The 20,351-nt window shown below is 45.3% G+C and carries 24 protein-coding genes; 15 read left to right on the top strand and 9 right to left on the bottom strand.

All coding sequences use genetic code 11. From position 1 onward, the window contains the following. The first annotated feature begins 35 nt into the window (after positions 1–35). The gene (locus FKN08_RS11975; RefSeq protein ID WP_170892201.1) at positions 36–905 is read left to right on the top strand and encodes a LysR substrate-binding domain-containing protein; all 870 of its coding nucleotides are present in this window, start codon (positions 36–38) and stop codon (positions 903–905) included. 160 nt (positions 906–1,065) lie between these two features. Next, a complete protein-coding gene (locus FKN08_RS11970; RefSeq protein WP_170892200.1) occupies positions 1,066–1,839 on the top strand; it encodes an aminoglycoside phosphotransferase family protein in 774 nt (257 codons plus the stop codon). Here FKN08_RS11970 and FKN08_RS11965 read toward each other — a convergent pair. Next, positions 1,836–2,711 carry a LysR family transcriptional regulator gene (locus FKN08_RS11965; protein WP_047008005.1) on the bottom strand — a complete coding sequence of 292 codons (876 nt, stop codon included), beginning with the start codon at positions 2,709–2,711 and terminating at the stop codon, positions 1,836–1,838. The genes FKN08_RS11970 and FKN08_RS11965 overlap by 4 nt on opposite strands. Before the next feature lie 256 nt (positions 2,712–2,967). Between FKN08_RS11965 and FKN08_RS11960 the strand changes: the two genes are divergently transcribed. Further along, the gene (locus tag FKN08_RS11960; RefSeq protein WP_005395322.1) at positions 2,968–3,204 is read left to right on the top strand and encodes a hypothetical protein; all 237 of its coding nucleotides are present in this window, start codon (positions 2,968–2,970) and stop codon (positions 3,202–3,204) included. Between the two features lie 77 nt (positions 3,205–3,281). On the opposite strand, the gene FKN08_RS11955 is transcribed toward FKN08_RS11960, so the two are convergent. Both FKN08_RS11955 and FKN08_RS11950 read right to left on the bottom strand, forming a co-directional pair. After that, a complete protein-coding gene (locus FKN08_RS11955; protein WP_005395321.1) occupies positions 3,282–4,778 on the bottom strand; it encodes an MFS transporter in 1,497 nt (498 codons plus the stop codon). A 332-nt stretch (positions 4,779–5,110) separates the two neighbouring features. Next, on the bottom strand, positions 5,111–6,481 hold the full coding sequence (locus tag FKN08_RS11950) for an L-serine ammonia-lyase (RefSeq protein WP_005395319.1): 1,371 nt from the start codon (positions 6,479–6,481) through the stop codon (positions 5,111–5,113). 131 nt (positions 6,482–6,612) lie between these two features. Between FKN08_RS11950 and FKN08_RS11945 the strand changes: the two genes are divergently transcribed. Further along, a complete protein-coding gene (locus tag FKN08_RS11945) occupies positions 6,613–7,455 on the top strand; it encodes a YdcF family protein (RefSeq protein WP_170892199.1) in 843 nt (280 codons plus the stop codon). Here the strand turns inward: FKN08_RS11945 and FKN08_RS11940 are convergent. Together FKN08_RS11940 and FKN08_RS11935 are read right to left on the bottom strand one after the other, a co-directional pair. Then, a complete protein-coding gene (locus tag FKN08_RS11940) occupies positions 7,445–8,101 on the bottom strand; it encodes a hypothetical protein (RefSeq protein ID WP_124007490.1) in 657 nt (218 codons plus the stop codon). The two genes, FKN08_RS11945 and FKN08_RS11940, sit on opposite strands and share 11 nt — an antisense overlap. Before the next feature lie 249 nt (positions 8,102–8,350). Further along, on the bottom strand, positions 8,351–8,617 hold the full coding sequence (locus tag FKN08_RS11935; protein ID WP_005395313.1) for a DUF333 domain-containing protein: 267 nt from the start codon (positions 8,615–8,617) through the stop codon (positions 8,351–8,353). Positions 8,618–8,895: 278 nt separating this feature from the next. On the opposite strand from FKN08_RS11935, the gene FKN08_RS11930 reads away from it, so the two are divergent. Continuing rightward, the gene (locus tag FKN08_RS11930; RefSeq protein WP_005395311.1) at positions 8,896–9,414 is read left to right on the top strand and encodes an NUDIX hydrolase; all 519 of its coding nucleotides are present in this window, start codon (positions 8,896–8,898) and stop codon (positions 9,412–9,414) included. A gap of 436 nt (positions 9,415–9,850) precedes the next feature. Here FKN08_RS11930 and FKN08_RS11925 read toward each other — a convergent pair whose 3' ends face one another. The 4 genes from FKN08_RS11925 to flgA all read right to left on the bottom strand — a co-directional run bounded on the left by FKN08_RS11925 (position 9,851) and on the right by flgA (position 12,250). Further along, positions 9,851–10,597, bottom strand: a complete 747-nt coding sequence (locus FKN08_RS11925) for a lytic transglycosylase domain-containing protein (RefSeq protein ID WP_170892198.1) — start codon at positions 10,595–10,597, stop codon at positions 9,851–9,853. Next, entirely contained in the window at positions 10,578–11,015 is a 438-nt protein-coding gene (flgN, locus tag FKN08_RS11920; RefSeq protein WP_006741304.1) for a flagellar export chaperone FlgN, read from the bottom strand. Before flgN ends, FKN08_RS11925 begins: the two co-directional genes overlap by 20 nt. Positions 11,016–11,035: 20 nt before the next feature. Next, complete coding sequence (gene flgM / locus FKN08_RS11915) at positions 11,036–11,317, bottom strand: flagellar biosynthesis anti-sigma factor FlgM (protein ID WP_006741305.1); 282 nt, start codon at positions 11,315–11,317, stop codon at positions 11,036–11,038. Positions 11,318–11,452: 135 nt separating this feature from the next. After that, positions 11,453–12,250: a flagellar basal body P-ring formation chaperone FlgA gene (flgA, locus tag FKN08_RS11910; RefSeq protein ID WP_006741306.1), complete on the bottom strand. Its 798-nt coding sequence runs from the start codon at positions 12,248–12,250 to the stop codon at positions 11,453–11,455. A 77-nt stretch (positions 12,251–12,327) separates the two neighbouring features. On the opposite strand from flgA, the gene flgB reads away from it, so the two are divergent. The 10 genes from flgB to flgK are packed head-to-tail and all read left to right on the top strand — an operon-like array spanning position 12,328 to position 20,349. Then, entirely contained in the window at positions 12,328–12,690 is a 363-nt protein-coding gene (gene flgB, locus FKN08_RS11905; RefSeq protein ID WP_005395306.1) for a flagellar basal body rod protein FlgB, read from the top strand. A 2-nt stretch (positions 12,691–12,692) separates the two neighbouring features. Further along, the gene (gene flgC, locus FKN08_RS11900) at positions 12,693–13,127 is read left to right on the top strand and encodes a flagellar basal body rod protein FlgC (RefSeq protein WP_005395305.1); all 435 of its coding nucleotides are present in this window, start codon (positions 12,693–12,695) and stop codon (positions 13,125–13,127) included. Further along, positions 13,127–13,810 (top strand): flagellar hook assembly protein FlgD, encoded by a 684-nt coding sequence (gene flgD, locus FKN08_RS11895; protein WP_005395303.1) that lies wholly within the window; start codon positions 13,127–13,129, stop codon positions 13,808–13,810. The genes flgC and flgD overlap by 1 nt, the downstream gene beginning before the upstream one ends. 27 nt (positions 13,811–13,837) lie before the next feature. Beyond that, complete coding sequence (gene flgE, locus FKN08_RS11890) at positions 13,838–15,034, top strand: flagellar hook protein FlgE (protein ID WP_046873843.1); 1,197 nt, start codon at positions 13,838–13,840, stop codon at positions 15,032–15,034. A gap of 12 nt (positions 15,035–15,046) precedes the next feature. Next, on the top strand, positions 15,047–15,778 hold the full coding sequence (gene flgF / locus FKN08_RS11885; protein WP_006741308.1) for a flagellar basal-body rod protein FlgF: 732 nt from the start codon (positions 15,047–15,049) through the stop codon (positions 15,776–15,778). A 27-nt stretch (positions 15,779–15,805) separates the two neighbouring features. Then, a complete protein-coding gene (gene flgG / locus FKN08_RS11880; RefSeq protein ID WP_005395297.1) occupies positions 15,806–16,591 on the top strand; it encodes a flagellar basal-body rod protein FlgG in 786 nt (261 codons plus the stop codon). A 32-nt stretch (positions 16,592–16,623) separates the two neighbouring features. Continuing rightward, the gene (flgH, locus tag FKN08_RS11875) at positions 16,624–17,295 is read left to right on the top strand and encodes a flagellar basal body L-ring protein FlgH (RefSeq protein WP_005395295.1); all 672 of its coding nucleotides are present in this window, start codon (positions 16,624–16,626) and stop codon (positions 17,293–17,295) included. Next, positions 17,295–18,416, top strand: coding sequence for a flagellar basal body P-ring protein FlgI (locus FKN08_RS11870; protein ID WP_053808116.1), 1,122 nt, complete (start codon positions 17,295–17,297; stop codon positions 18,414–18,416). Before flgH ends, FKN08_RS11870 begins: the two co-directional genes overlap by 1 nt. A gap of 10 nt (positions 18,417–18,426) precedes the next feature. Then, positions 18,427–18,975: a rod-binding protein gene (locus FKN08_RS11865; RefSeq protein ID WP_005395292.1), complete on the top strand. Its 549-nt coding sequence runs from the start codon at positions 18,427–18,429 to the stop codon at positions 18,973–18,975. Then, positions 18,976–20,349, top strand: coding sequence for a flagellar hook-associated protein FlgK (gene flgK / locus FKN08_RS11860; RefSeq protein WP_005395291.1), 1,374 nt, complete (start codon positions 18,976–18,978; stop codon positions 20,347–20,349). Positions 20,350–20,351 lie beyond the last annotated feature (2 nt).

Raw genomic sequence — 20,351 nt, 5'->3', positions numbered from 1 at the left:
TCATACCATGGCTACCAAGTATTTGGGAGAGTGTTATGCAAAGTTTACCGCCGCTTAATTTGCTCCGAGCGTTTGAAGCCACGGCGCGATTACAGAGCTTCACTAAAGCCGCAGAGGAGCTAAATGTGACCCGTGCGGCCGTCAGTCAGCAGGTGAAATCGCTAGAACTGCAGTTAAATACAACATTATTCGAGTGCAAGGGTACGCACCTTACGCTGACCAGCTCAGCAAAAGAATACTGGCCTGTGGTTAACCATGTGCTTCAAACCTTATCAACCTCGACCCATCATTTATTTACTCGCCCACAGAACAAGCAAATTACCTTACATGTCGCCCACAGTTTTTGCTCGCAATGGCTAATGCCAAGGCTGGCCGATTTTCAGCGTCAATTTCCAGATGTTTCCTTTAAGATCTCGACAACCGCGAATACGGTTCCAAACGCCAGTGCGATAGCAGATATAGAAATTATTAACGGAGATGGCGATTGGCAAGAACAACAAGCTATTCAGCTTACCAAAGAAAACTGGATCGTTGTAGCAAGCCCCGGCTTTATTCAGTTAAATCCGATTGATGACCTCACGAAGTTGTCTCAAACACCTAAAATTTGCACCGGGGGTTATCATGAATCTTGGCAGGTATGGTTTGCGTACCAAGGTTATCAAGGCAAGGTGAGCAAAGTGATAGCCGAATTTGAACATTCATTGCTTGCTATTCAAGCTGCAACTAATCAACTTGGTGTCTTACTGGTGAGAGACTTTCTTGTTGAGGATGAGTTGCAACAAGGGATATTAGTACAAATCGGAGATTGGCGTATGCCCAGCTCCGGCGCACACTATATGATGGTTAGAGCATCAGAAAAGTCACACGTAAACACCTTTGCCCAATGGTTAATACAAAGCCTTTGATGTTTACGGTCTATTTTTACAGCGGTACTTATTCTTGCGATTTACCTAACAAAATGCGCGGTTTCTTATAGGGTCAGTCAACCTTCTCTAAAAGCTTTGAGTGTATGATGATCTAGCTTTACGTTATCTGATGCGCACTTAATCCACACAGGATACTGTTATGGAAACAATGCAAGGCGGTAGAGAAAATGCCATCTATCGAAAAGGGAATTTGATATCTCGTCCTGCCAGTTATTGGACGATGACTATCCATCAGCTACTTACCTATCTTCATTCACGAGGCTTTACGGCATGCCCTAAAGCGGTTGGTATTGAGAAAGGAAAAGAGTGGGTTAGCTATGTCGAAGGAGAGACTTACAACTATCCATTGATTGGCAACATTGCTTCTGTTTCCGCGCTCCAATCTGCGGCAAAAATGTTACGCGATATGCACGATGCATCTGAGGGTTTCCTTAAGCAATATCAAAATGAAACGCTGCACTGGATGCTGCCACCACGAACACCACAAGAGGTGATTTGTCATGGTGATTTCATGCCATATAACGTGGCACTCCATGGAGAGTTTGTCGTTGGTGTGTTTGATTTTGATACGGCGCATCCGGCGCCAAGAGTTTGGGATGTCGCTTTTTCGGTCTATGGTTGGGCACCATTTAAAACCGATGAGCACGATAAAATGGGCTGTTTGGAGCAACAAATTCAGCGTGCAAAACTCTTCTGTGACGCTTATGGGTGTTCGAGATTGGAACGGGAAGAGCTGGTGGAGGTGATGACACATCGACTCTCCGCGTTAGTTGATTTTATGAGAGGGGTCGCAGCTCAAGGTGATGATAGGTTTCAAGCGAACCTAGAAGATTGCCATCATACCGCTTACCTCAACGATATCGAGTACCTAAGAAAACATAGACAAGTCATCACCCTAGGACTTTTAGGTTAGGGCTGGGTGATATCTTTAATGACATTGAATAACCACTGGTTTATCGGGGCTTGCTGTTGTGATCGACGACAGCTCATCACGTAGCGAACATCAAGCTCTAACCCGCCAGGAAGCGCGATACTTCGGCAGCCCTTAGGCACATGTCCACTCATGGTTATACCAAAATGATCCGTTTGTAGGAGCACTTTTTGAATCATCGCAGGGTGTTCAATTTCTACCTTAGGTGTGGTTCGGAACCCCATATGGTTGAGCCTTTCCAACAACGGGTATCGGTAGTCGTTCCATCCCGGCGTTTTGAAAAGTAAAAAGGGATAGTTTTCTAGCTCTTGGAAATGTTGAGCGGGATGCTCATCTCGAACAAAAAATACGGCTTTTCCTCGACCTAGTTCGTTTTGAATAATTGACTGCGGAAGATCCTCATCAAAATAATGAATCGCAATAGCGTTTTCACCCTCAGTTAATCGCTTTTTCGCGTCGCTCCCCCAACGTAAACAAGAGAACTTTGCTTTTGGGGCGTGTTTTAGTAATTCTAAGTAAAACTTGTCACCAAAGTAATCCCAAAACAATGTGTTCGCATAAATAGTGATCGAGCCGTCAAAATGAGCGGGTGAAAAACTCTGTGGTTTGATGGAATCAATACTGGTGAGTATTTGTTCAAAATGTGGCATGTTCGCTTCGACAAAAGCGGTCGGTTCAAAGCCATTTTTAGTCTGAATGAACAAAGGATCATCGAGCTGCGCTTTCATTTTTGTCAGGTTTTTGCTGATTGATCCTGAGGTCTTTCCGAGTGAATCTGCCACCAATCGGACGCTACGTAACTCATACATCCGTTTTAGTACCAATACGTTTTGAATGTCCAGATTAATGCTCATACATCGTCTCATTTATCTTCTGCCGAGAAATCATATCTCTGAATTTCTGAATAAAAGACAACGTTCGGTCAATTTAAGCATGCTGTCGTATCTTATGGTTTATTGAAGGCGACGGTGGACAGCAAATATGCTTGGTCATATCAATTTAGTGGTTTGGATTTCCATTTGGTAAATGATGACTTTCCTCGTATGAACATGTTTCTGTTGTTACAGTTTTTTCATCGAAAGAAAGTAAGAACAAAAACAGAGGTGACGTATGAAAAAATTAATCGCACTTGGTTTGATGGTTTGCTCAACAAACATAGCATTAGCTGGCGATGGGTCATACACGGGCACGATTGATATGACGATGGCTACGAAAAATCAGGTCGACGTCGAGCGCGCAGATTCTCAACTGACGCTGAAAGGTCGAAATGAAACGGCCTATGGCGGGGTAATCATCCAAACGGATGCTGCTACACAAAAAATTGAACTTCGTGGTCGACGTGATTAATCGAACATGTTGTTGTTAAGAAAATGCCGCGAATATCGCGGCATTTTTTATATTTTGAGATAGGTAAATCATCAAACTCAGCTTTGAACTTCAACCCCAGCTTCGATCTCGACTGGTTGCGCTTGAGTATCGCTTTCTTTCGCCGCATCAAGCATCTTGCGAATAATGAGTGACGCTGCCATTGCGATAGCGACCATCACGACAGCAAGGACAGTGAGTAATTGGAAATAATCACCATATACGTTTTGTACAATGTCTTGTGTGATGGTCTGTCCTTTCTCTAACGCGATAGAGGTTGAGAATGCAGCACCAATAATACCGCTTAATGCGATTGCCACAGAAAATAGGCTAACAGAGAAGTTTTCGATGTGCTTTGGCGCGACGGAAAGAATAAACGCTACGACCATCGAACCCACGATGACTTCTGCAATCGCCTGGAAGAAGTGAATAGCGAGAAAGATTTCTGGCATGATCACGACATCTTCACCCACGGTAGTCACGGCAAACGTCAATATACCAAACGCTATTGCGGTCAGTACAAATGCCAAGGCGATTTTTGTCGCGGTAGAGAGGTAGATATCACGCTTTTCCAGCAACCCAAAAAAGCCAGCTACGATAGGACCACCAACCATACACCAAAGCGGGTTCATTGCCATTGCTGCTTCTGGTTCGAGCGGAATAAAACCAAATAGAGAGCCTTTTAATGTGTTGATAGCAACCATGTTCATCGAGGTCATCATTTGTCCGTAGTAAACAAAGAAACAGGTTGTCAGCAAGGTCACAATTAAGATGGTCCCCATCTTCAAAGACTCAGCTTTGCTTGCTTTAAGCATCAGAGATATGAAGTATGCGATCGCCGCCCCTCCGATGGCGTATACGATATTTTGGCCAATATCCATGTTTGAAAACATGAAAAATACCAACGCGATCATTGCCAATGAAATCAATGCAAAGAGTACCCAGTTTTTTAAACTTACGGTTTTTTGATCAAGCTCAGAGGCTACGCCAACAAGATCTTTGCGGAATACCAATAGCATGATCAATGCCGCTGCTGCCATAACAGCAGAGATGGTAAAACCGCCATTAAAGCCGATCACAAGGACAATCATTGGGAACAAATATTGACCTAAAAAGGCGCCAACATTATTCACTGAATAATTGATTGGGTATCCTTTTTCAAAATCTTCTTGTGATTTGAACGTTCGTTTATAGAGGCTAGGGTAAGAGGGTGACATCAGGCCGCGGCCATAACTGGCGAGCGCAATACCACACATTGAAAGTGGAACGTTAGAAGCAGAAGCCCCCAGCACGAGTAATACGTAACCGGATGCAAAAGCGAAATATGCGATAGAAAGTGAGCGATAAGCGCCTAAAAACTTATCTGCAATAAAGCCGCCCGCAATCGCGAAAAGTGGCCCGATCGCCGAAAAAGCACCAACGATCATCATCGTATCGGCTTCGTTGTAATTTAGATCCTCTAGAAAAAATCGAGTTAGACTTACTAATACACCGTAAAATGATAAGCCAAACATCATTTGGCAGAACATCATGGATTTATTTAGTTTATTCCACATAATTTTGTACTCACATTAGCGGAGAAAGGTAGGTATTGTTATTTCTATTAAATAGTAATGAAACGAAAGATTGAGTATTGAAATAATTGTCGCATAACGTGGAAATGCTGCACTATATTTTCTAATGCTTAGGTGGCTAAATGCTAATGTGTTGTTCTAGATCAATTTGAATAAAGCAGTGCTTAATTCTGCTTTTGTTTAATTTTGTTATATTTATTACTGATTGGGGCTGAAGGGGGGTATAGGATTACTGGCAAATAAAAAGAGGTCTTGCGAGAAAGGAAATTGCTGACGAAGTGCATCGCCAGCAATGATATAGCGGGCTTATTTGATTATTCGCATGGCGGTGCCATATGAATGACGGCCAAGCCACCTAAGGAAGTTTCACGGTATTTTTTGTTCATATCTTTACCAGTTTGATACATGGTTTCGATAACTTTATCTAATGAAATAAGGCATTTGCTCGTGCGCTTTAATGCCATACGTGAGGCATTAATGGCTTTCATTGCGCCCATGGCATTTCTTTCAATGCAAGGCACTTGAACCAAGCCGCCGATCGGGTCACAAGTCATTCCTAATGAATGCTCCATCGCAATTTCCGCAGCAATACAAATTTGCTCGTTACTGCCGCCTCTGAGTGCCGTTAAACCAGCGGCTGCCATGGATGAAGAAACCCCGACCTCTCCCTGACAACCCACTTCGGCGCCGGAAATTGACGCGTTAGTTTTGTATAAGATGCCGATAGCGCCAGCGACTGCAAGAAAGTCTTTCAGCTGTTTAATATCAAGCTCTTTGATGAAGCGATGGTAGTACATCAATACCGCCGGAATAACCCCTGCGGCGCCATTAGTTGGAGAAGTAACGACTTGTCCTCCAGCTGCATTTTCTTCGCTAACCGCAAAGGCAAAGAGGTTAATCCAATCCATGATCTCCATTGGATCATTCTCAACTGCAGCGTTAGCTTCGAGCTTCTTCAAAAGATTTGGTGCACGACGAGTGACATTGAGACCACCTTCTAAAATCCCTTCCGTATCGAAACCACGTTGCATGCAGAGCGACATCACTTTCCAAATTTGTTCTGCTCTTTGGCTAATTTCTTCATCTGAGCGGAATGCCAGTTCGTTTTGTAGAATCATGCCTCCCAAACTAAAACCGTTAGTCTCGGCTTTTTCCAGCATCTCATCCGCTGATGTGAAAGGAAATGGTACCGCGACTTCATCTTGTTGCGTGCCGTTTTCTAGTTCGTCAGCGGTGGCGATGAATCCGCCTCCGATGGAATAATAAATTTCAAACGCCACTTGGTCTCCCGCAGCGTCTAGTGCGGTAATCGTCATTCCGTTTTCATGCAGGGGAAGGTTGTCACTATGAAAGACGATGTCATGGTCGTAGCTAAACTCAATCTGGTGCGTACCAGCGAGTAGCAGCGTGTTGTTGTCTATAGTATTTTGTAGCGCACTTTTAGCGCTACTCATTTTGATGGTATCGGGTTTATTTCCCATCAAACCAAGGACAGTGGCTCGGTCTGTGTGGTGCCCTCTACCAGTGAGCGATAATGAGCCATAAAGGTCCACTTGCACCCGATGCACTTTCGCCATAGAGTCGCTAACTAGTTGAGTGAAATGGAATCCGGCAAGCATAGGACCATTAGTGTGGGAGCTAGAAGGCCCGACACCAATCTTAAATATATCGAAAATCGACAGCATAATTGACTTCCTTTAGCAGTGAACCTTTATAAAGGTCTCTAGAACAGTGTTGTTAACTAGATGTTAAAGCCTGTAGGCCGGGAGTGAAAGAAGATTTTTGTAACACTGCCAACTAAGCGCGAGATTTTGAAATGAAGTTAGACAATGTGGTCATCGTTTTAGGTAAACGCCTCGTCAATAGCAGATTGACCGTTGAGGGGGTAACAAGAGTCGAAGCGTTATCTAATGTGATTGCGTCATTGCCGACAGAGCGAACGGCGATTATTTTTTGTGGTGGATTAACGCAAGGTCAACGCATTTCTGAAGCAGATGCAATGTACAGCTATTTTAAATCTCTCAATGCGGCCGCTGTGCATCCGTTCCCTGAACATCAAATACTTTTAGAAAATCGCTCTTTGAATACGTTTCAGAACATGCGTTACGCTTCTCGCGTTTTGTGTGATAGTGGTTTGTTCCAGTTATGGTCAGCGCGTTCGGTTGAGGTCACCTTGTTGTCGAATGACTACCACCTTGAGCGAATCATAGAAATCCAAACCTTGATGGATGAGCAGGGATTATTACGAGTACTAAAATCTGAGTGCGCATCCATGGGCGTTACTCTCAACTTACCATTGGATATCAACAAACATATCAGCGTACCATACCCACATAAAGGGCCTATGGCAGCGGCATTTTTATTACTGGATGAACTCACGACTTACCGAGTTTATTTAGAAGGGGTCAAGCAGGGAGCACTTTTACGAGACTTATCGGTTGTCCGAAAGAAGTCGCTTATGATCGCGAGACATGCCATTCAGCAATTGCTCGCTTTACCACTCGATAAAGATAGTTTGCAACAGATTGAAGACATGAAAAAGGCCATCGAAATGACGGCCTTGGATGAATCTGTAGGAGCTGCGGAACAAGCGTTAAGGATCGTTCATCCGATATTAACTGCATTGAACCGCCGCTTGGATCCTGAGTCTATTCATTAAGTTCGCGTTTTGTGCGGACTGCGCTCAATGCGATCAAACAGTAGCAAAGGAGTTCCATGCCTTCTTCTGAAATATTTTTAACATCACGGATGTAGTTCTCGTCCATCACTTGTTGCCAAAAACTGCCCATGCCATACAAGCGAGAGAAGACCAACAATAGCATCACGGCACCAATTAACAGTTTCATGTGGGGAACCGTTAAGATGGTCGCCATTTCGTTCATGGTACCTTTACCACCTTGGTAAGCTTTGGCGCAAGCCAGTGCGGTGACAGCGAGCGCAGGGAAAACCCAAGAACCATGACGAATCATGTCTGTCCAATAGTCTGTTTCACGAATAATGAGCACCGTGAAAAAGCCGGCAATCAAAATGGCCGCATGCTTTAGCTGAGGCTGTTGTTTAGATAGGCTAAAAAATGACCACGATGCAATCGCGAGCATCACAAGCTGGAGTGTTTCTGTTATGGAAAGCTCACCAAGGCTTGAACCCAACACGACATAATCAAGGCGAAGACTGAGGTTAACGAGAATACTGATAGCGACAATCATCAATGCGCTTAAACTCGATTTATAAATGATGCGCTTTGACTCTTCAGTAACAACGTTGCTTGGGGCTGACTCGGCTTCTTTTACTATTTGTGTTTTCATCTTGCTCACCTGTTCCAGAAAATGTGGAAGAAATGTGAATTAGTGTGATCTGTGTTTGGGATTTTATTGTCCAAGTGGAAAGTTATGTCAGAGGAATGTCAAGAATAGAACACTGTTCGATATAGTGTCGATATGCGGTAAAGTCAGAGGTATGTAAAAATGAAGTGAGAAAGTTTTGATAAATCAAATAAAAAAGGAGCCTAAAGGCTCCTAAGTGATAGAGGGAATCTGGCGTGTCGACAAAAAATTTTAGTAGTCGCCACTCTCACTTTCTTTATGATTGTCGCGATAGTATTCCCATTGCTCGACACGATTATCGTCAGACAGCACGCAGTAAGTCACACGTTCGCCATTTTCCGAAACGGTATCCAACTCACCACCTTGCTGAACACAGTAAACGGCTGCAGGATTTGCGACGGAGGTATACTCAGTCGAGCGAGTGGCACCTTCGTAAGTTGAACAACCAGCCAGTACCAACGTTGCAGCCATAGCCATCATTAAATTTGTCTTTTTCATTCTTTATCTCCGCATGGGGTGGGCGAGTATTGTATTGATTATAGGCAACTTTCAGAGATTATTGTCTTATCGATGTTAAAAGTAAGAGGGACGTATAAGAATTTAGATATTCTCATCTTTTACTGGTTATCACGTCACACTTCTATTTGTTGCGGATTGTTACGAAGGTTAGAACCGTTGCGTTCAAACCAATGTCTTGAACGCATTTGGACCGACAACGATGATTTAAAGCGTGAAGTTCGGTAATATGCGCGCAAAACATGACAGTGGTATTTTCGATGAGACACTTAAAATCGACCGTTCATCCGGACATTGAGCACTTGGACGACAAAATTATTTTCCAGCGCAATGCGGCACGCGCCATCGTACTAGATGGTGAAGATGTGTTGTTGCTCTATACAGAGCGTTACCATGACTACACTTTGCCTGGTGGTGGTATTGATGATGGTGAAGATGTGATTGCTGGACTAGTTCGTGAACTAGAAGAAGAAACCGGCGCGCAGAATATCCATGGTATTAAGCCTTTCGGGATCTTTGAGGAATTTCGTCCTTGGTACAAAGACGACGCTGACGTAATGCACATGGTGTCGTATTGCTATACATGTAAAATCGATCGTGAGTTAGGCGAAACGGCTTATGAAGACTATGAAGTTAAAAATGGAATGCGTCCAGTATGGATGAACATTCACGAAGCGATAGCGCACAATGAAAAGACCATGGCAGAAAGCCCGAAAAAAGGCATGAGCATCGAGCGCGAAACGTTTTTGCTTCAGTTGATTTCTAAAGAATTACTATAAATAACTTAGCTTGCCTCATAGTGACTTACCCACTCATTGTTCTGTTGATAGGTCAGCTTTTAAATCGATAAAAAAAGTCCGGACTCCCCCCCGGAACCCGGACTTATTCCAGACGCGCAAGCGAAGCGTCATCTTGATATTTTAAATTTGTTTCGAACTATGAAAACAATAGCTGTTTTACATTTAGTGTGTAAATAATTATTAGGTCCAACCATTGGTTTTCATGTTTTTTGCAAACGCAATGTGACGCATATCTACCCAATTGGCAAGCGCAATTTGGGTACCTTTTAATAAACCACTACTCTTTCTTATCTTTGAGATACCTTACCTCAACTTTTTTGCACACGTTTGCATAGAGATCACGAGTTTTCAAATTGGCCGAACACGATCTTGTAATTTTACGTTTTTCTGACATTGGATTTTGTCGTGATTTTTATCACAAATTGACCAACGGAGGTAGTGGACTAAAGTCGATCAGCGGTTGCGAAACCATCGGAGCATCTGAAGCAAATAAGAGTAAAGGTTGAAATGATGAGGATTGTAACTGACCGATATCTATCAACTTTTCCAGCGCGAAGAATCGACTAACGTATTGGCGAGTCTCTTTAGGTAGTGTGAGCTTCTGAAAGTCGTTACTGCCAGCTCGCTGAATAGCGCGTGCGACACGCCCTTCGCCTGTATTGTAGGCCGCTAATGTCAGCGCCATGTTTTGATCGAATTTGTTGTATAAAAACGTCAGATACTTGAGTGCTGCAGCTGTGCTTGCTTCTGTATCAAAGCGATCGTCTTGTTTTGTATCTACAGTCAACCCGAATCGTTGAGCTGTTGCTGGTATCAGTTGCCAAAGTCCGGCGGCGTTGGCATGAGAAACGGCTTTGGGGTTGTAAGAGGATTCCAACATTGGCACTAAGGCTAGAGTCTTTGGTAAAGAGTGGCTTTGCAGTTGTTTGAAAATATGATGAATCACCAGGCTGGATGAATCGAGACGCTTGGCGATTTGTGGCTTGTATGGGGCTAAAACTTGATATTGCGTTTGAATATCAGCTGGGCTTGGTTTCGCCTGACTGGTGATTGAAAAGCAGGATAGTAAGGCGATAAAAATAAAAAGGCCTACAGTACTCAGCCGAGATGGCGACTGAATCTGTAGGCAAGACGAACATCGTTTAGAACGATTTATCTTCATAAGTGTGTTGCACAGGTTGTTTGAGTTGACTGACCAACTCATGGAACGCCGCAGAGCTGTGGCCATTGCTCTGATTGTATTGTTGGCACTGACTTACCAACGTTTCCAATAGCGCCCATTGTTTTCTAGCTTGCATACCTATTTGGGCAGGCAAAGCATTGAAAATTCGTTTTACGCTGGCGTCATTACACGCTAACCCCAGCTCTCGCATACACTGGCTTCTATCACTGGCTGAGCGACTAAGTTTATTGAGTATTGGCATTTGTTTCTGAACATTGTTGCTCAGTGCCTCACCATCAAACTTTAAGTACAACGTTTTTTGCTGTTGAAGCAAAGGGATAAGTTGTTGATAGAGCTTGATATCCTCAGGTATTGAGCGAATAAATTGTTGAATTCGCTGCGATACTGCGCTTGCCATGATCTCTTCCTAGTGTGTTATTACTCGTGACCTGTATGGAATTGCATGATCGCCTTTGATAGTGCTTTGGTATCTAGGCTAAGTTCGCCACGCGCTAATGCGTTACGTACTTGTTCTACTTTTTCCATATCAACATCAGGTAGTGATGCCATTTCAGCTTGAGCGCGATCTATCGCTACGGTATTCGCTTGAAATGCAGGCTCGTGTACCTTGCTCTGTTCGACGACGTCGACAGGCTGTTTGCTTGCTTGCTGTAATTTTGTTTGTGGGACATGACCGCCCGCGACTTTGTCGATTTTCATGCTGTGGTCCTCATCATCATGTTCTAAATTAAGTAGGCGGTTAGGATGTGATAAACATTAAATATTTTTTTTGTACTCGAAGTTCAGTGTTACTGACGAGAGCCAAAATTAAAAAATGTTACTCTGAGTCCAAAATCAAAATTGAGTATGAACTTGGTTTAACCCGGTTACGACAGCTCTAATGACCTTGCCAGAACTTAGGTTTTCTACTTCAATTTGTTGCCCTTTCGCACCATCTTCTAAGGCGACTCCTTTCGTGCTGGCGCTAAATCCATTTTTGCTCGCAATCACTATGACTTCATTGCCTTTTTCGATTAAAGGTGGAGCAGATAAATTGGATGGGTTGACCACTTGCCCTGCACGTAAACGGCGAGAGGTTTCTAAGCCTATTGCTTGTCCTGGGCGAGTATAAAAATCGTCTTGTCGCGAGATGGTGCGCGTTTCCAGTTTAACGTGCTTGGCAGTCACAACTTCATTTCGACCGACCGTGGTTGTGGCAACCAAGACAGGCAGTGTCAGAGAAGATTTTATCGTGACGTTAATTCGCCAGGGTGAAGCGATGTCATCGCAACTTACTGAGCGCTTAAGGTTTCCAACTGGCAACGCTTGATTGTCGCGACCAGTGATGACCAGAGGCGATTCACACTCAGGTAGGTGATTCGCCGAGCCTGGTACCCACATGTCGAAATCCAGTTGGTATTCTCCCCACTGGTTAGAGTGAGCATTTTGGGCCACTTCTTGTTTGAAATGCTCTGCTACAACAGATTTTATCTCCTCAACGCTTAGGGTTCTGCCAGAGGTGTTGGCGAAAGTTTGTCCTGGTATTAGAGCAAGCAGAGTTAGCATTAATGTTGAGGAAGTAAGCACTTTCCCCTTGCTTTTAATGCTTTCCGTGAGCCGGAAGTTTGGCTTCCATCCTTGTTTGTAAATCATTGATATATATAACTATTTTTTATGGCACGCATCTTGTTTGTATGTTGGCGTATTCGAGCCAACTGTAAGGAAGATGCATGGCGATCACATTTGAAAATGCTTTAGGTGTACATCCAGAGGCACTTAATTTTCGCGTTCAGCGTACCAAAGTCCTTGCCAGTAACCTAGCAAATGTTGACACCCCTGGGTATTTGGCGAAAGACCTAAGTTTCACCACCGTAATGAACCAGGTGGCTGCAGGCGGTGTGAACAAACCAGTGCCTAAGTTTCAGGTTCAGGCCCAATACTCGGTGCCTTACCAGAACAGCAAAGATGGCAACACTGTAGAACTGGGTGTTGAACAAGCGAAATTCACGCAAAACAACATGGACTTTCAAACTAGCCTGACGTTTCTCAACATGAAATTTAATGGCTTAACGAAAGCGATTGAGGGACGTTAATTATGTCATTCACTGATATTTACTCGATCACTGGATCCGCGATGACAGCACAAACTGTGCGTCTTAACACGGTCGCCAGTAACTTAGCTAACGCGGACGCGGTGTCTGCAAATCCAGATGACGCTTATAAAGCGCTGAAGCCCGTATTCGCGACTGTGTACCAAAAAGCGCAGCTGACAACGGAAAACGGGGTTTATCCCAATGCTGAAGTTCGCATTGTTGACGTTGTGAAAAATGCGGGAGAAGCCGAGAAACGCTTTGAGCCAAACAACCCGTTGGCCAATGGTGAAGGTTATGTGTATTACCCAGATATCGATGTCGTGGCTGAAATGGCAGACATGATGTCAGCGACACGTAGCTTCGAAACCAATGTTGAAGTGTTATCAAATGTGAAAAGTATGCAGCAAGGTCTGCTTAGATTAGGGCAGGGCAGTTAATGAGTCTCGCACAATATACACCTTTATCGTCTGATGCTCCTGTGAGCACTAAAGCAAAAGAGAATAATGGCATTGCACCAAACCCCAAAGATATGAACAGTGCTTCTTCATTAGAGAACGAATTCATTTCTTTGATGGTGGCTCAGATCCAAAACCAAGATCCACTTAACCCACTTGATGGCACGGAATACGTTGGTCAGTTGGCTCAATTCTCTCAAGTTCAAAGTACCGAGAATATGTCCAAGACAATGCAACAGAGCATGATTCTCCTCGACAACATGCAAGTGCTATCGACAGCGGGGCTCGTCGGACAAACTGTTTACGTCAATTCCAAAGAATTTGAGCTTGGTGAAGGCGTACAGAACGGAAAAATCGAACTCGCTCATAGCTCAAACCAAGTGACGTTAGTTGTGAAAGATGAGTTTGGTCAATCTACTAAAGTGCCATTAGGTGCTCACGGCAAAGGTGACGTCGACTTTTCAATTAATCCTGAAGAACTTGGTCTTAAACCAGGCAAATACTCAGTGGCAGTAGAAGTGCAAGAAGGGCAAGCAAGTCCAAATGTGCTCATGGCTGGCACTGTTGAGCAAGTGCGTATTCCAAATACTGGCGGCGCAGCATTAGTCAATGTCCATGGCGTTGGCAACGTTCCTTTCTATCAAATCACTCAGTTTGGTGCTTAACCAAATAGGGAAATCAGAGGTCTTTTTATGAGTTTTAACATCGCACTAAGTGGTCTGGACGCGACCAACACAGAGCTAAACACAATCAGTCACAACATTGCCAACGCATCAACGTATGGTTTTAAAGGTGGCCGCACAGAATTCTCCGCGGTATACAACGGCATGCAACCTGGTGGTGTAGAAGTCGCGTCAATTTCACAGAACTTCGACAAAGACGGCAGTATCTCAGGAACTGGCCGTGCGATGGACTTGGCGATCAACGGTGGCGGCTTCTTTGTCACTAAAGACAACATGGGTCAAACGCTATACACGCGTTCAGGTGTATTCGCGACAGATAAAGATAACTTTGTTACCGCTAACAGTGGCGCAAAACTGCAAGGTTACAGTGTGGATAGCAACAACAACCTGATGACAGGCTCTGTGGGCAATATCCAAGTATCTACGTCATCACTGAATGCAAAAGCGACAGACGGTCTTGATTTTGTTGCAAACTTTGATGCAAGTGCGTCTGCCATTGATAAAACGGTAACGCCGTTTAATCCGGACGATCCAAACTCATTCAATTCGTCTTACACCACAAAAGTCTATGACTCGCTGGGTAACTCGCACACGGTAACCCAGTACTTCACTAAGACCGCTTCTAACTCTTGGGAAGTGAATGTTCAAGTGGATGGTGGCGCAACACCAGTGACAACGGTACCAGTAACGTTTGACAAAGACGGTTCGCTTTCTTCACCAACGGCTCCGTTTAATGTTTCATTCCCTGCGGCAGGCGCAAACGCGATGAGTGTCGACATTAACTTGAAAGGCAGCACGCAGTTTGGTGCGAAATTCGGCGTAAGTACTAACAGCCCGAACGGTTACACATCCGGTGAGCTTGCAGGTGTACGCGTTGAAGGTAATGGCATGGTTTACGCGACCTACACTAACGGCCAATCACAGCTGCAAGGTCAAGTTGTACTTGCAGACTTCGCCAACACACAAGGTTTAGCAAAAGTGAGTGGTACGGCGTGGACTCAAAGCTTTAGCTCTGGTGCGCCAATCATGGGTGTCCCTGGTTCAGGTACGTTGGGTGATTTAACCCCAGGTGCGTTAGAAGGTTCTAACGTTGACTTAACCAGTGAGCTTGTGGCGCTAATGACCGCACAGCGTAACTACCAAGCAAACGCGAAAACCATCTCTACCAGCGACAAGCTAACTCAAGCTTTGTTTAACGCGGTGTAATGGGAGTTTTGCATGGATAGCTTGTTATTTACTGCAACGTCAGGTGCGAGTCGAGTTCTTAAGGCTCAGCACGTGCGTTCAAACAACTTATCAAACGCTGATACTGCTGGCTTCCGAGCGGATATGGAGCGCGTGCGCAGTGTAGAAATGCAAGGCCCAGGTTTTGATGGTCGCACTATGGTTGTGACCAACTCTGCCTCAACGCGTTTTGATTCTGGCGACATTATGAAAACGGGACGCCCGTTGGATGTCGCCATCATGGGTGAGGGTTATCTTGCTGTTGAAACCCCTGCGGGTAACGAAGCGTACACGCGAGCGGGCAATATCCAAGTCGACACTTTTGGTGCCATGACCATCAATGGTTTCCCTGTTCTTGGTGAAAATGGGCCTTTGGTTGTGCCTGATTATCAAAAGATTGAAATCAGCGAGCGTGGTCAAGTATCCGTGATTCCACCAGGTGGTGGCGCAGAAATCGTCGCGGGAACGTTGAAGTTGGTTAAACCAGAAATGAACCAACTTCAAAAAGAGAGTGACAGCCTACTGCACAGTGTAGATGGCGTGCCATTCGCTGCCGATGAAACGGTGCAACTTTCTCCTGAGCACATTGAGGGCAGTAACGTATCTGCCATTGATGAGTTGATTAGCGTGATGTCGTTAACGCGTAACTTCGAGATGCAAGTTCGCATGATGAAAACGGCCGAGACGTTGGCACAAGCTGGTAATAAATTAATGGCGGCGAGATAAATCTCGCCCCGCAAGGAGTAATAAAAAATGCATTCAGCATTATGGGTAAGTAAAACAGGCATGGCAGCGCAGGACACGAAGATGACTGCCATTTCTAACAACCTAGCGAACGTAAATACAGTTGGCTTTAAGCGTGACCGAGTTGTATTCGAAGACCTTTTCTACAGCATTCAGCGTCAACCTGGTGCTCAAGTAGACCAAGTTAACGAGTTGCCAAGTGGTATTCAGCTAGGTAGCGGTGTTCGCGTAGTTGGCACGCAAAAAGTGTTTACGCAAGGTAACACTCAAAATACAACACAAGAGTTGGACCTTGCCGTTATGGGACAGGGTTTCTTTCAAATCGAAAACTCGGATGGACAGATCATGTACACACGTAATGGTCAGTTCCATGTCAACTCTGAAGGCTTGATGGTTAACAGCCAAGGCTTGCCGTTAGAGCCACAAATTCAGATCCCAGATAATGCCTCTTCATTCTCTGTTGGTGTTGATGGCACGGTAACAACAACGACGGCGGACGATCCAACGCCACAGCAGCTTGGTCAAATCACTCTCGCAAAATTCATTAACCCAGCAGGCTTAGAGGCCGTGGGTGGTAACTTGTTCCGTGAAACGGAAGCCAGCGGCCCGGCAGATGAACTGATTGCTGGTGAAGATGGCGCAGGCCTCATCAAGCAAGGTGCATTGGAAGGTTCAAACGTACAAGTAGTGGAAGAGATGGTCGACATGATCACGACTCAACGTGCGTATGAGATGAATGCGAAAGTGGTCTCTGCTGCAGATGACATGCTGAAGTTTGTTTCGCAATCAATGTAAGTATGAAATTGGTGATGATGAAGGAAAAAGCAATGAAATGGCTTTCTAAGAGTTGGGCAGTAGCCGCCGTGTTGCTGGTGGGATGTGCCGGCCGTCAGGAATTTATTCCGCCTGAGCCAAATGCCGAGGAATATGCACCACCAACGCTCGATTACACGTTGCCGGAAACCCAGTCTGGTAGCCTTTATCGTCACCAATACACGATGACCCTGTTTCAGGATCGTCGTGCTTACCGAGTTGGCGATGTGTTAACGGTTCAACTATCAGAAGAAACCTCATCGAGCAAAAAAGCGGGTACTAAGTTTGGCAAAAGCTCAGCGGTTAACTTCGCGGCGCCGACCATAGGAACGAAAACGTTCGATGAGTTAGGGGTTAGTGTCGATGGCAGCCGCAACTTTGATGGCAGCGCTTCAAGCTCACAGGGTAACAAGCTACAAGGTGCTATCACCGTAACGGTACACGAGGTGTTACCTAATGGTGTATTGCGTATCAGTGGCGAAAAATGGCTGCGCCTTAACCAGGGAGATGAGTTTATTCGTCTCACTGGCATTGTTCGTGTGGATGATATTAATCGCAGCAACCAAGTTTCTTCTCAACGAATTGCTGATGCACGAATTACCTACGCAGGTCGCGGAGCTCTGGCTGACAGCAACGCAGCCGGATGGCTAACTCAATTCTTCAACAGCCCATGGGTACCTTTCTAATGAAGACAATGCAATCTTTCTTTACGTCTTTCCTATTGGTGTTGACCTTGGGATTACCAACCACTTCACATGCTGAAGTGGAAATTCCGATCATGGACTTGGTCGATGTACGCGGCATTCGAGAAAACCAATTGGTTGGTTATGGTTTGGTGGTTGGCTTAGCTGGCCAGGGTGACCGAAACCAAGTGAAATTTACTTCTCAATCTATCACCAACATGCTTCGTCAGTTTGGGGTTCAAATTGATGACAGTATGAACCCTAAGCTACGAAATGTGGCTTCTGTGAGCGTGACAGCAACCGTTGATCCAATGGCGGGCCCCGGACAAACTTTGGACGTGGTCGTGTCTTCAATTGGTGACGCGAAAAGCCTCCGTGGCGGTACGCTATTGTTGACGCCTTTACGCGGTATTGATGGTGAAGTGTATGCCATTGCACAAGGAAACGTCGTGGTGGGCGGTTTATCTGCAGAAGGGCGAAGTGGCTCCAAAGTCGAAGTTAACACGCCAACGGCAGGTCGCGTCCCGAATGGCGCGACGTTAGAGAGAGAAATCAAAACTGATTTCAACCAGCGTGATGAAGTCACCTTAAACCTGCGTAAACCAAGCTTCACAACGGCAAAAAATATCGCGCGTGAAATCAACAACACTTTTGGGCCTAACGTTGCTGTTGCGATCAATAAAGCGCGCATTGATATGCGTGCGCCAAAAGATACCCAACAGCGCGTAGTGATGATGTCGATGCTTGAAGAAATGAGCGTCGTGGAAGGCCGCAAGCCTGCTCGAATTGTCTTTAACTCTCGTACGGGAACGGTCGTGATCGGTAAGAGCGTCAAAGTGAGTGAGGCGGCAGTGAGCCACGGCAACTTAACCGTGCGAATTTCTGAATCACAACAAGTCAGTCAGCCAAATGCGTTTGCAAATGGCGATACGAAAGTCGTTAACCAAACGGATCTTGATGTGAACGAAGATTTAGCTCAAATGGTGATTTGGCCTCCAGGCACGGAGCTCAACACTATTGTGACTGCGATAAACAGCTTAGGTGCCACACCTACTGACTTAATGTCTATCCTGCAAGCACTGAGCGAAGCGGGTGCATTGAACGCTGAATTGGTCGTGATTTAAGGAGTTAAGGATGAAACTAGACAGTACCAATGAACAAACTCAACTGAATTCGATGCTGTATCACGACAACAGCGCACTTGCCAACATCAAGCAGAGTCGAGATCAGGAAGGCGCGCTTGAAGTAGTAGCGGGTCAATTTGAGGCGATGTTTTTACAAATGGTGCTGCGTCAAATGCGCAGCAGCAGCGATGTTCTAGCGGATAAAGACAGCCCGTTTGCAAGCCAGCAGCAAGGTGTTTTCCGCGATATGTACGATGGGCAACTGGCAATGGAACTGGCAAAAAAGCAGAGCTCAGGCATTGCCAATATGCTCATCCAGCAACTTAGCCCCTCTATGCGCGAAGTCGCCTTTGATGCTGCGCGTAACATCTCATCTGCAAACGATGGTAAAGGTGCGAATTCTGAATCTATCTCACAGCTTGATGCTAACGAGATTGAGGGGAACTCGAGCTTATTTAATACCGCCTCTCAAGCCGTCGCCTCTGTAAAACAGGTGCTCGGTGAGGCCGGTATGACTACCGCGTTTTCTCAGCCGTTGATCAGGAAAATGGAGCTGTAAATGAACCTAGTTAATATTGCCCTTTCAGGTTTAGGCGCGAACCGCGTGGCCTTAGACGTAACGGCACAAAACGTGGCGAACGTGAATACTGTGGGCTACAGTCGTCAACAAGCGTTGATGGCATCAGTCGATGACGGAAAAGCTAACCGCTTAAGCCCTGGTTTAGGGGTAGAGGTCACCAGCATTCGCCGTGTTACAGACCAATTTCTGATTAAGCAAACGTGGTCAACTAACAGTATGGCGGCGTACGCTTCTGGTTACACCAGCAACATGAGCCAATTGGAAAATACGCTAGGGGCCGATGGCTTCAGTATTTCTGCTGGTTTGGACTCTCTAAACGCTGCGCTTAACGATGCCACGGTTAAGCCTGAGTCGATCCCTTACCGTCAACAAATCATCAACGAATCTGAAGCGTTGGCACGCCGCTTTAATACGCTGACCGAGTCTTTGCACAATCAACATAAAGATATGAGCGATCAGCGTAATGCGGCACTCAACCACGCGAATAGCCTCATGGAAAACATCGCGAAGGTAAACAAGCAACTGGTTGAAATGCAAGGAACAGGTGGCAACCCATCGCAACTTATGGATGAACGAGATAAATTGATCGGCGAGTTATCTCAAACCATCGAAATCAGAACAACAGAACAGCCTGACGGCAGTGTTCAGGTGACGTTGACCTCTGGTCAGCCACTTGTGATGGGCACGGACCATGGCAAACTCGCAGCCGTTCCAGACCCTAGTGACCCTTACGTAGCAGACTTACACGTAACATTCTCAAGCCAAAGTTTTGCGATTGGTGACTCTCTTGGTGGCAAATTAGGTGCGATTAACGATTATCAAACCGATGTATTAAAACCAAACCAATTGGCTTTGAATGACATGGCGAAAGCATTAGCGGATGAATACAACGCTGTGCTCGCTACTGGACAAGATTTAAATGGTAACCCAGGTAAACCATTGTTCAGTTACGACCCTGCCAACCCAGCGGCAAGTTTGGATATCACTGAGTTGACTCCAGGTGAGCTTGCGTTTTCAAGTGATGGTACGCCAGGTAATGCGGATGTATTGCAGTCGTTGATTAATTTAAGCAACAAGCCTGTTTCTGTGACTGGCTATGGCTCTGTGAGCTTGAATGACGCATTCAGTTCTATGGTGGGTCAAACCGCGATTAAAGCACGCCAAGCAGACGCCGATTACCAAGCTAAGTTAGCCATGAACAAGCAAGCACATGCGGCTCGTGACAATGTGAGTGCCGTTAACAGTGATGAAGAAGCGGCTAACTTAATGACGTTTGCTAATGCACACAATGCCAACATGAAAGTGATCAGCACAGCGAATCAGCTGTTCGATTCTGTATTGCAGTTATTCTAAAG

Source organism: Vibrio sp. 1-2 (7-a), assembly GCF_013048515.1.
GTDB classification, from domain to species: domain Bacteria; phylum Pseudomonadota; class Gammaproteobacteria; order Enterobacterales; family Vibrionaceae; genus Vibrio; species Vibrio diabolicus.
The sequence above is the reverse complement of the archived record's forward strand: the minus strand, read 5'-3'. Positions and strand labels throughout refer to the sequence as shown.

Coding starts and splice junctions, on each gene's coding strand:
- flgD (WP_005395303.1), top strand. CDS start 13,127: ATGAGTCTCGCACAATATACACCTTTATCGTCTGATGCTCCTGTGAGC.
- flgC (WP_005395305.1), top strand. CDS start 12,693: ATGTCATTCACTGATATTTACTCGATCACTGGATCCGCGATGACAGCA.
- flgK (WP_005395291.1), top strand. CDS start 18,976: ATGAACCTAGTTAATATTGCCCTTTCAGGTTTAGGCGCGAACCGCGTG.
- FKN08_RS11925 (WP_170892198.1), bottom strand. CDS start 10,597: ATGAAGATAAATCGTTCTAAACGATGTTCGTCTTGCCTACAGATTCAG.
- FKN08_RS11970 (WP_170892200.1), top strand. CDS start 1,066: ATGGAAACAATGCAAGGCGGTAGAGAAAATGCCATCTATCGAAAAGGG.
- flgB (WP_005395306.1), top strand. CDS start 12,328: ATGGCGATCACATTTGAAAATGCTTTAGGTGTACATCCAGAGGCACTT.
- FKN08_RS11930 (WP_005395311.1), top strand. CDS start 8,896: ATGAGACACTTAAAATCGACCGTTCATCCGGACATTGAGCACTTGGAC.
- FKN08_RS11870 (WP_053808116.1), top strand. CDS start 17,295: ATGAAGACAATGCAATCTTTCTTTACGTCTTTCCTATTGGTGTTGACC.
- FKN08_RS11960 (WP_005395322.1), top strand. CDS start 2,968: ATGAAAAAATTAATCGCACTTGGTTTGATGGTTTGCTCAACAAACATA.
- FKN08_RS11935 (WP_005395313.1), bottom strand. CDS start 8,617: ATGAAAAAGACAAATTTAATGATGGCTATGGCTGCAACGTTGGTACTG.
- FKN08_RS11955 (WP_005395321.1), bottom strand. CDS start 4,778: ATGTGGAATAAACTAAATAAATCCATGATGTTCTGCCAAATGATGTTT.
- FKN08_RS11865 (WP_005395292.1), top strand. CDS start 18,427: ATGAAACTAGACAGTACCAATGAACAAACTCAACTGAATTCGATGCTG.
- flgM (WP_006741305.1), bottom strand. CDS start 11,317: ATGAAAATCGACAAAGTCGCGGGCGGTCATGTCCCACAAACAAAATTA.
- flgE (WP_046873843.1), top strand. CDS start 13,838: ATGAGTTTTAACATCGCACTAAGTGGTCTGGACGCGACCAACACAGAG.
- FKN08_RS11975 (WP_170892201.1), top strand. CDS start 36: ATGCAAAGTTTACCGCCGCTTAATTTGCTCCGAGCGTTTGAAGCCACG.
- flgN (WP_006741304.1), bottom strand. CDS start 11,015: ATGGCAAGCGCAGTATCGCAGCGAATTCAACAATTTATTCGCTCAATA.
- FKN08_RS11950 (WP_005395319.1), bottom strand. CDS start 6,481: ATGCTGTCGATTTTCGATATATTTAAGATTGGTGTCGGGCCTTCTAGC.
- flgH (WP_005395295.1), top strand. CDS start 16,624: ATGAAATGGCTTTCTAAGAGTTGGGCAGTAGCCGCCGTGTTGCTGGTG.
- flgG (WP_005395297.1), top strand. CDS start 15,806: ATGCATTCAGCATTATGGGTAAGTAAAACAGGCATGGCAGCGCAGGAC.
- FKN08_RS11965 (WP_047008005.1), bottom strand. CDS start 2,711: ATGAGCATTAATCTGGACATTCAAAACGTATTGGTACTAAAACGGATG.
- flgA (WP_006741306.1), bottom strand. CDS start 12,250: ATGATTTACAAACAAGGATGGAAGCCAAACTTCCGGCTCACGGAAAGC.
- flgF (WP_006741308.1), top strand. CDS start 15,047: ATGGATAGCTTGTTATTTACTGCAACGTCAGGTGCGAGTCGAGTTCTT.
- FKN08_RS11945 (WP_170892199.1), top strand. CDS start 6,613: ATGAAGTTAGACAATGTGGTCATCGTTTTAGGTAAACGCCTCGTCAAT.
- FKN08_RS11940 (WP_124007490.1), bottom strand. CDS start 8,101: ATGAAAACACAAATAGTAAAAGAAGCCGAGTCAGCCCCAAGCAACGTT.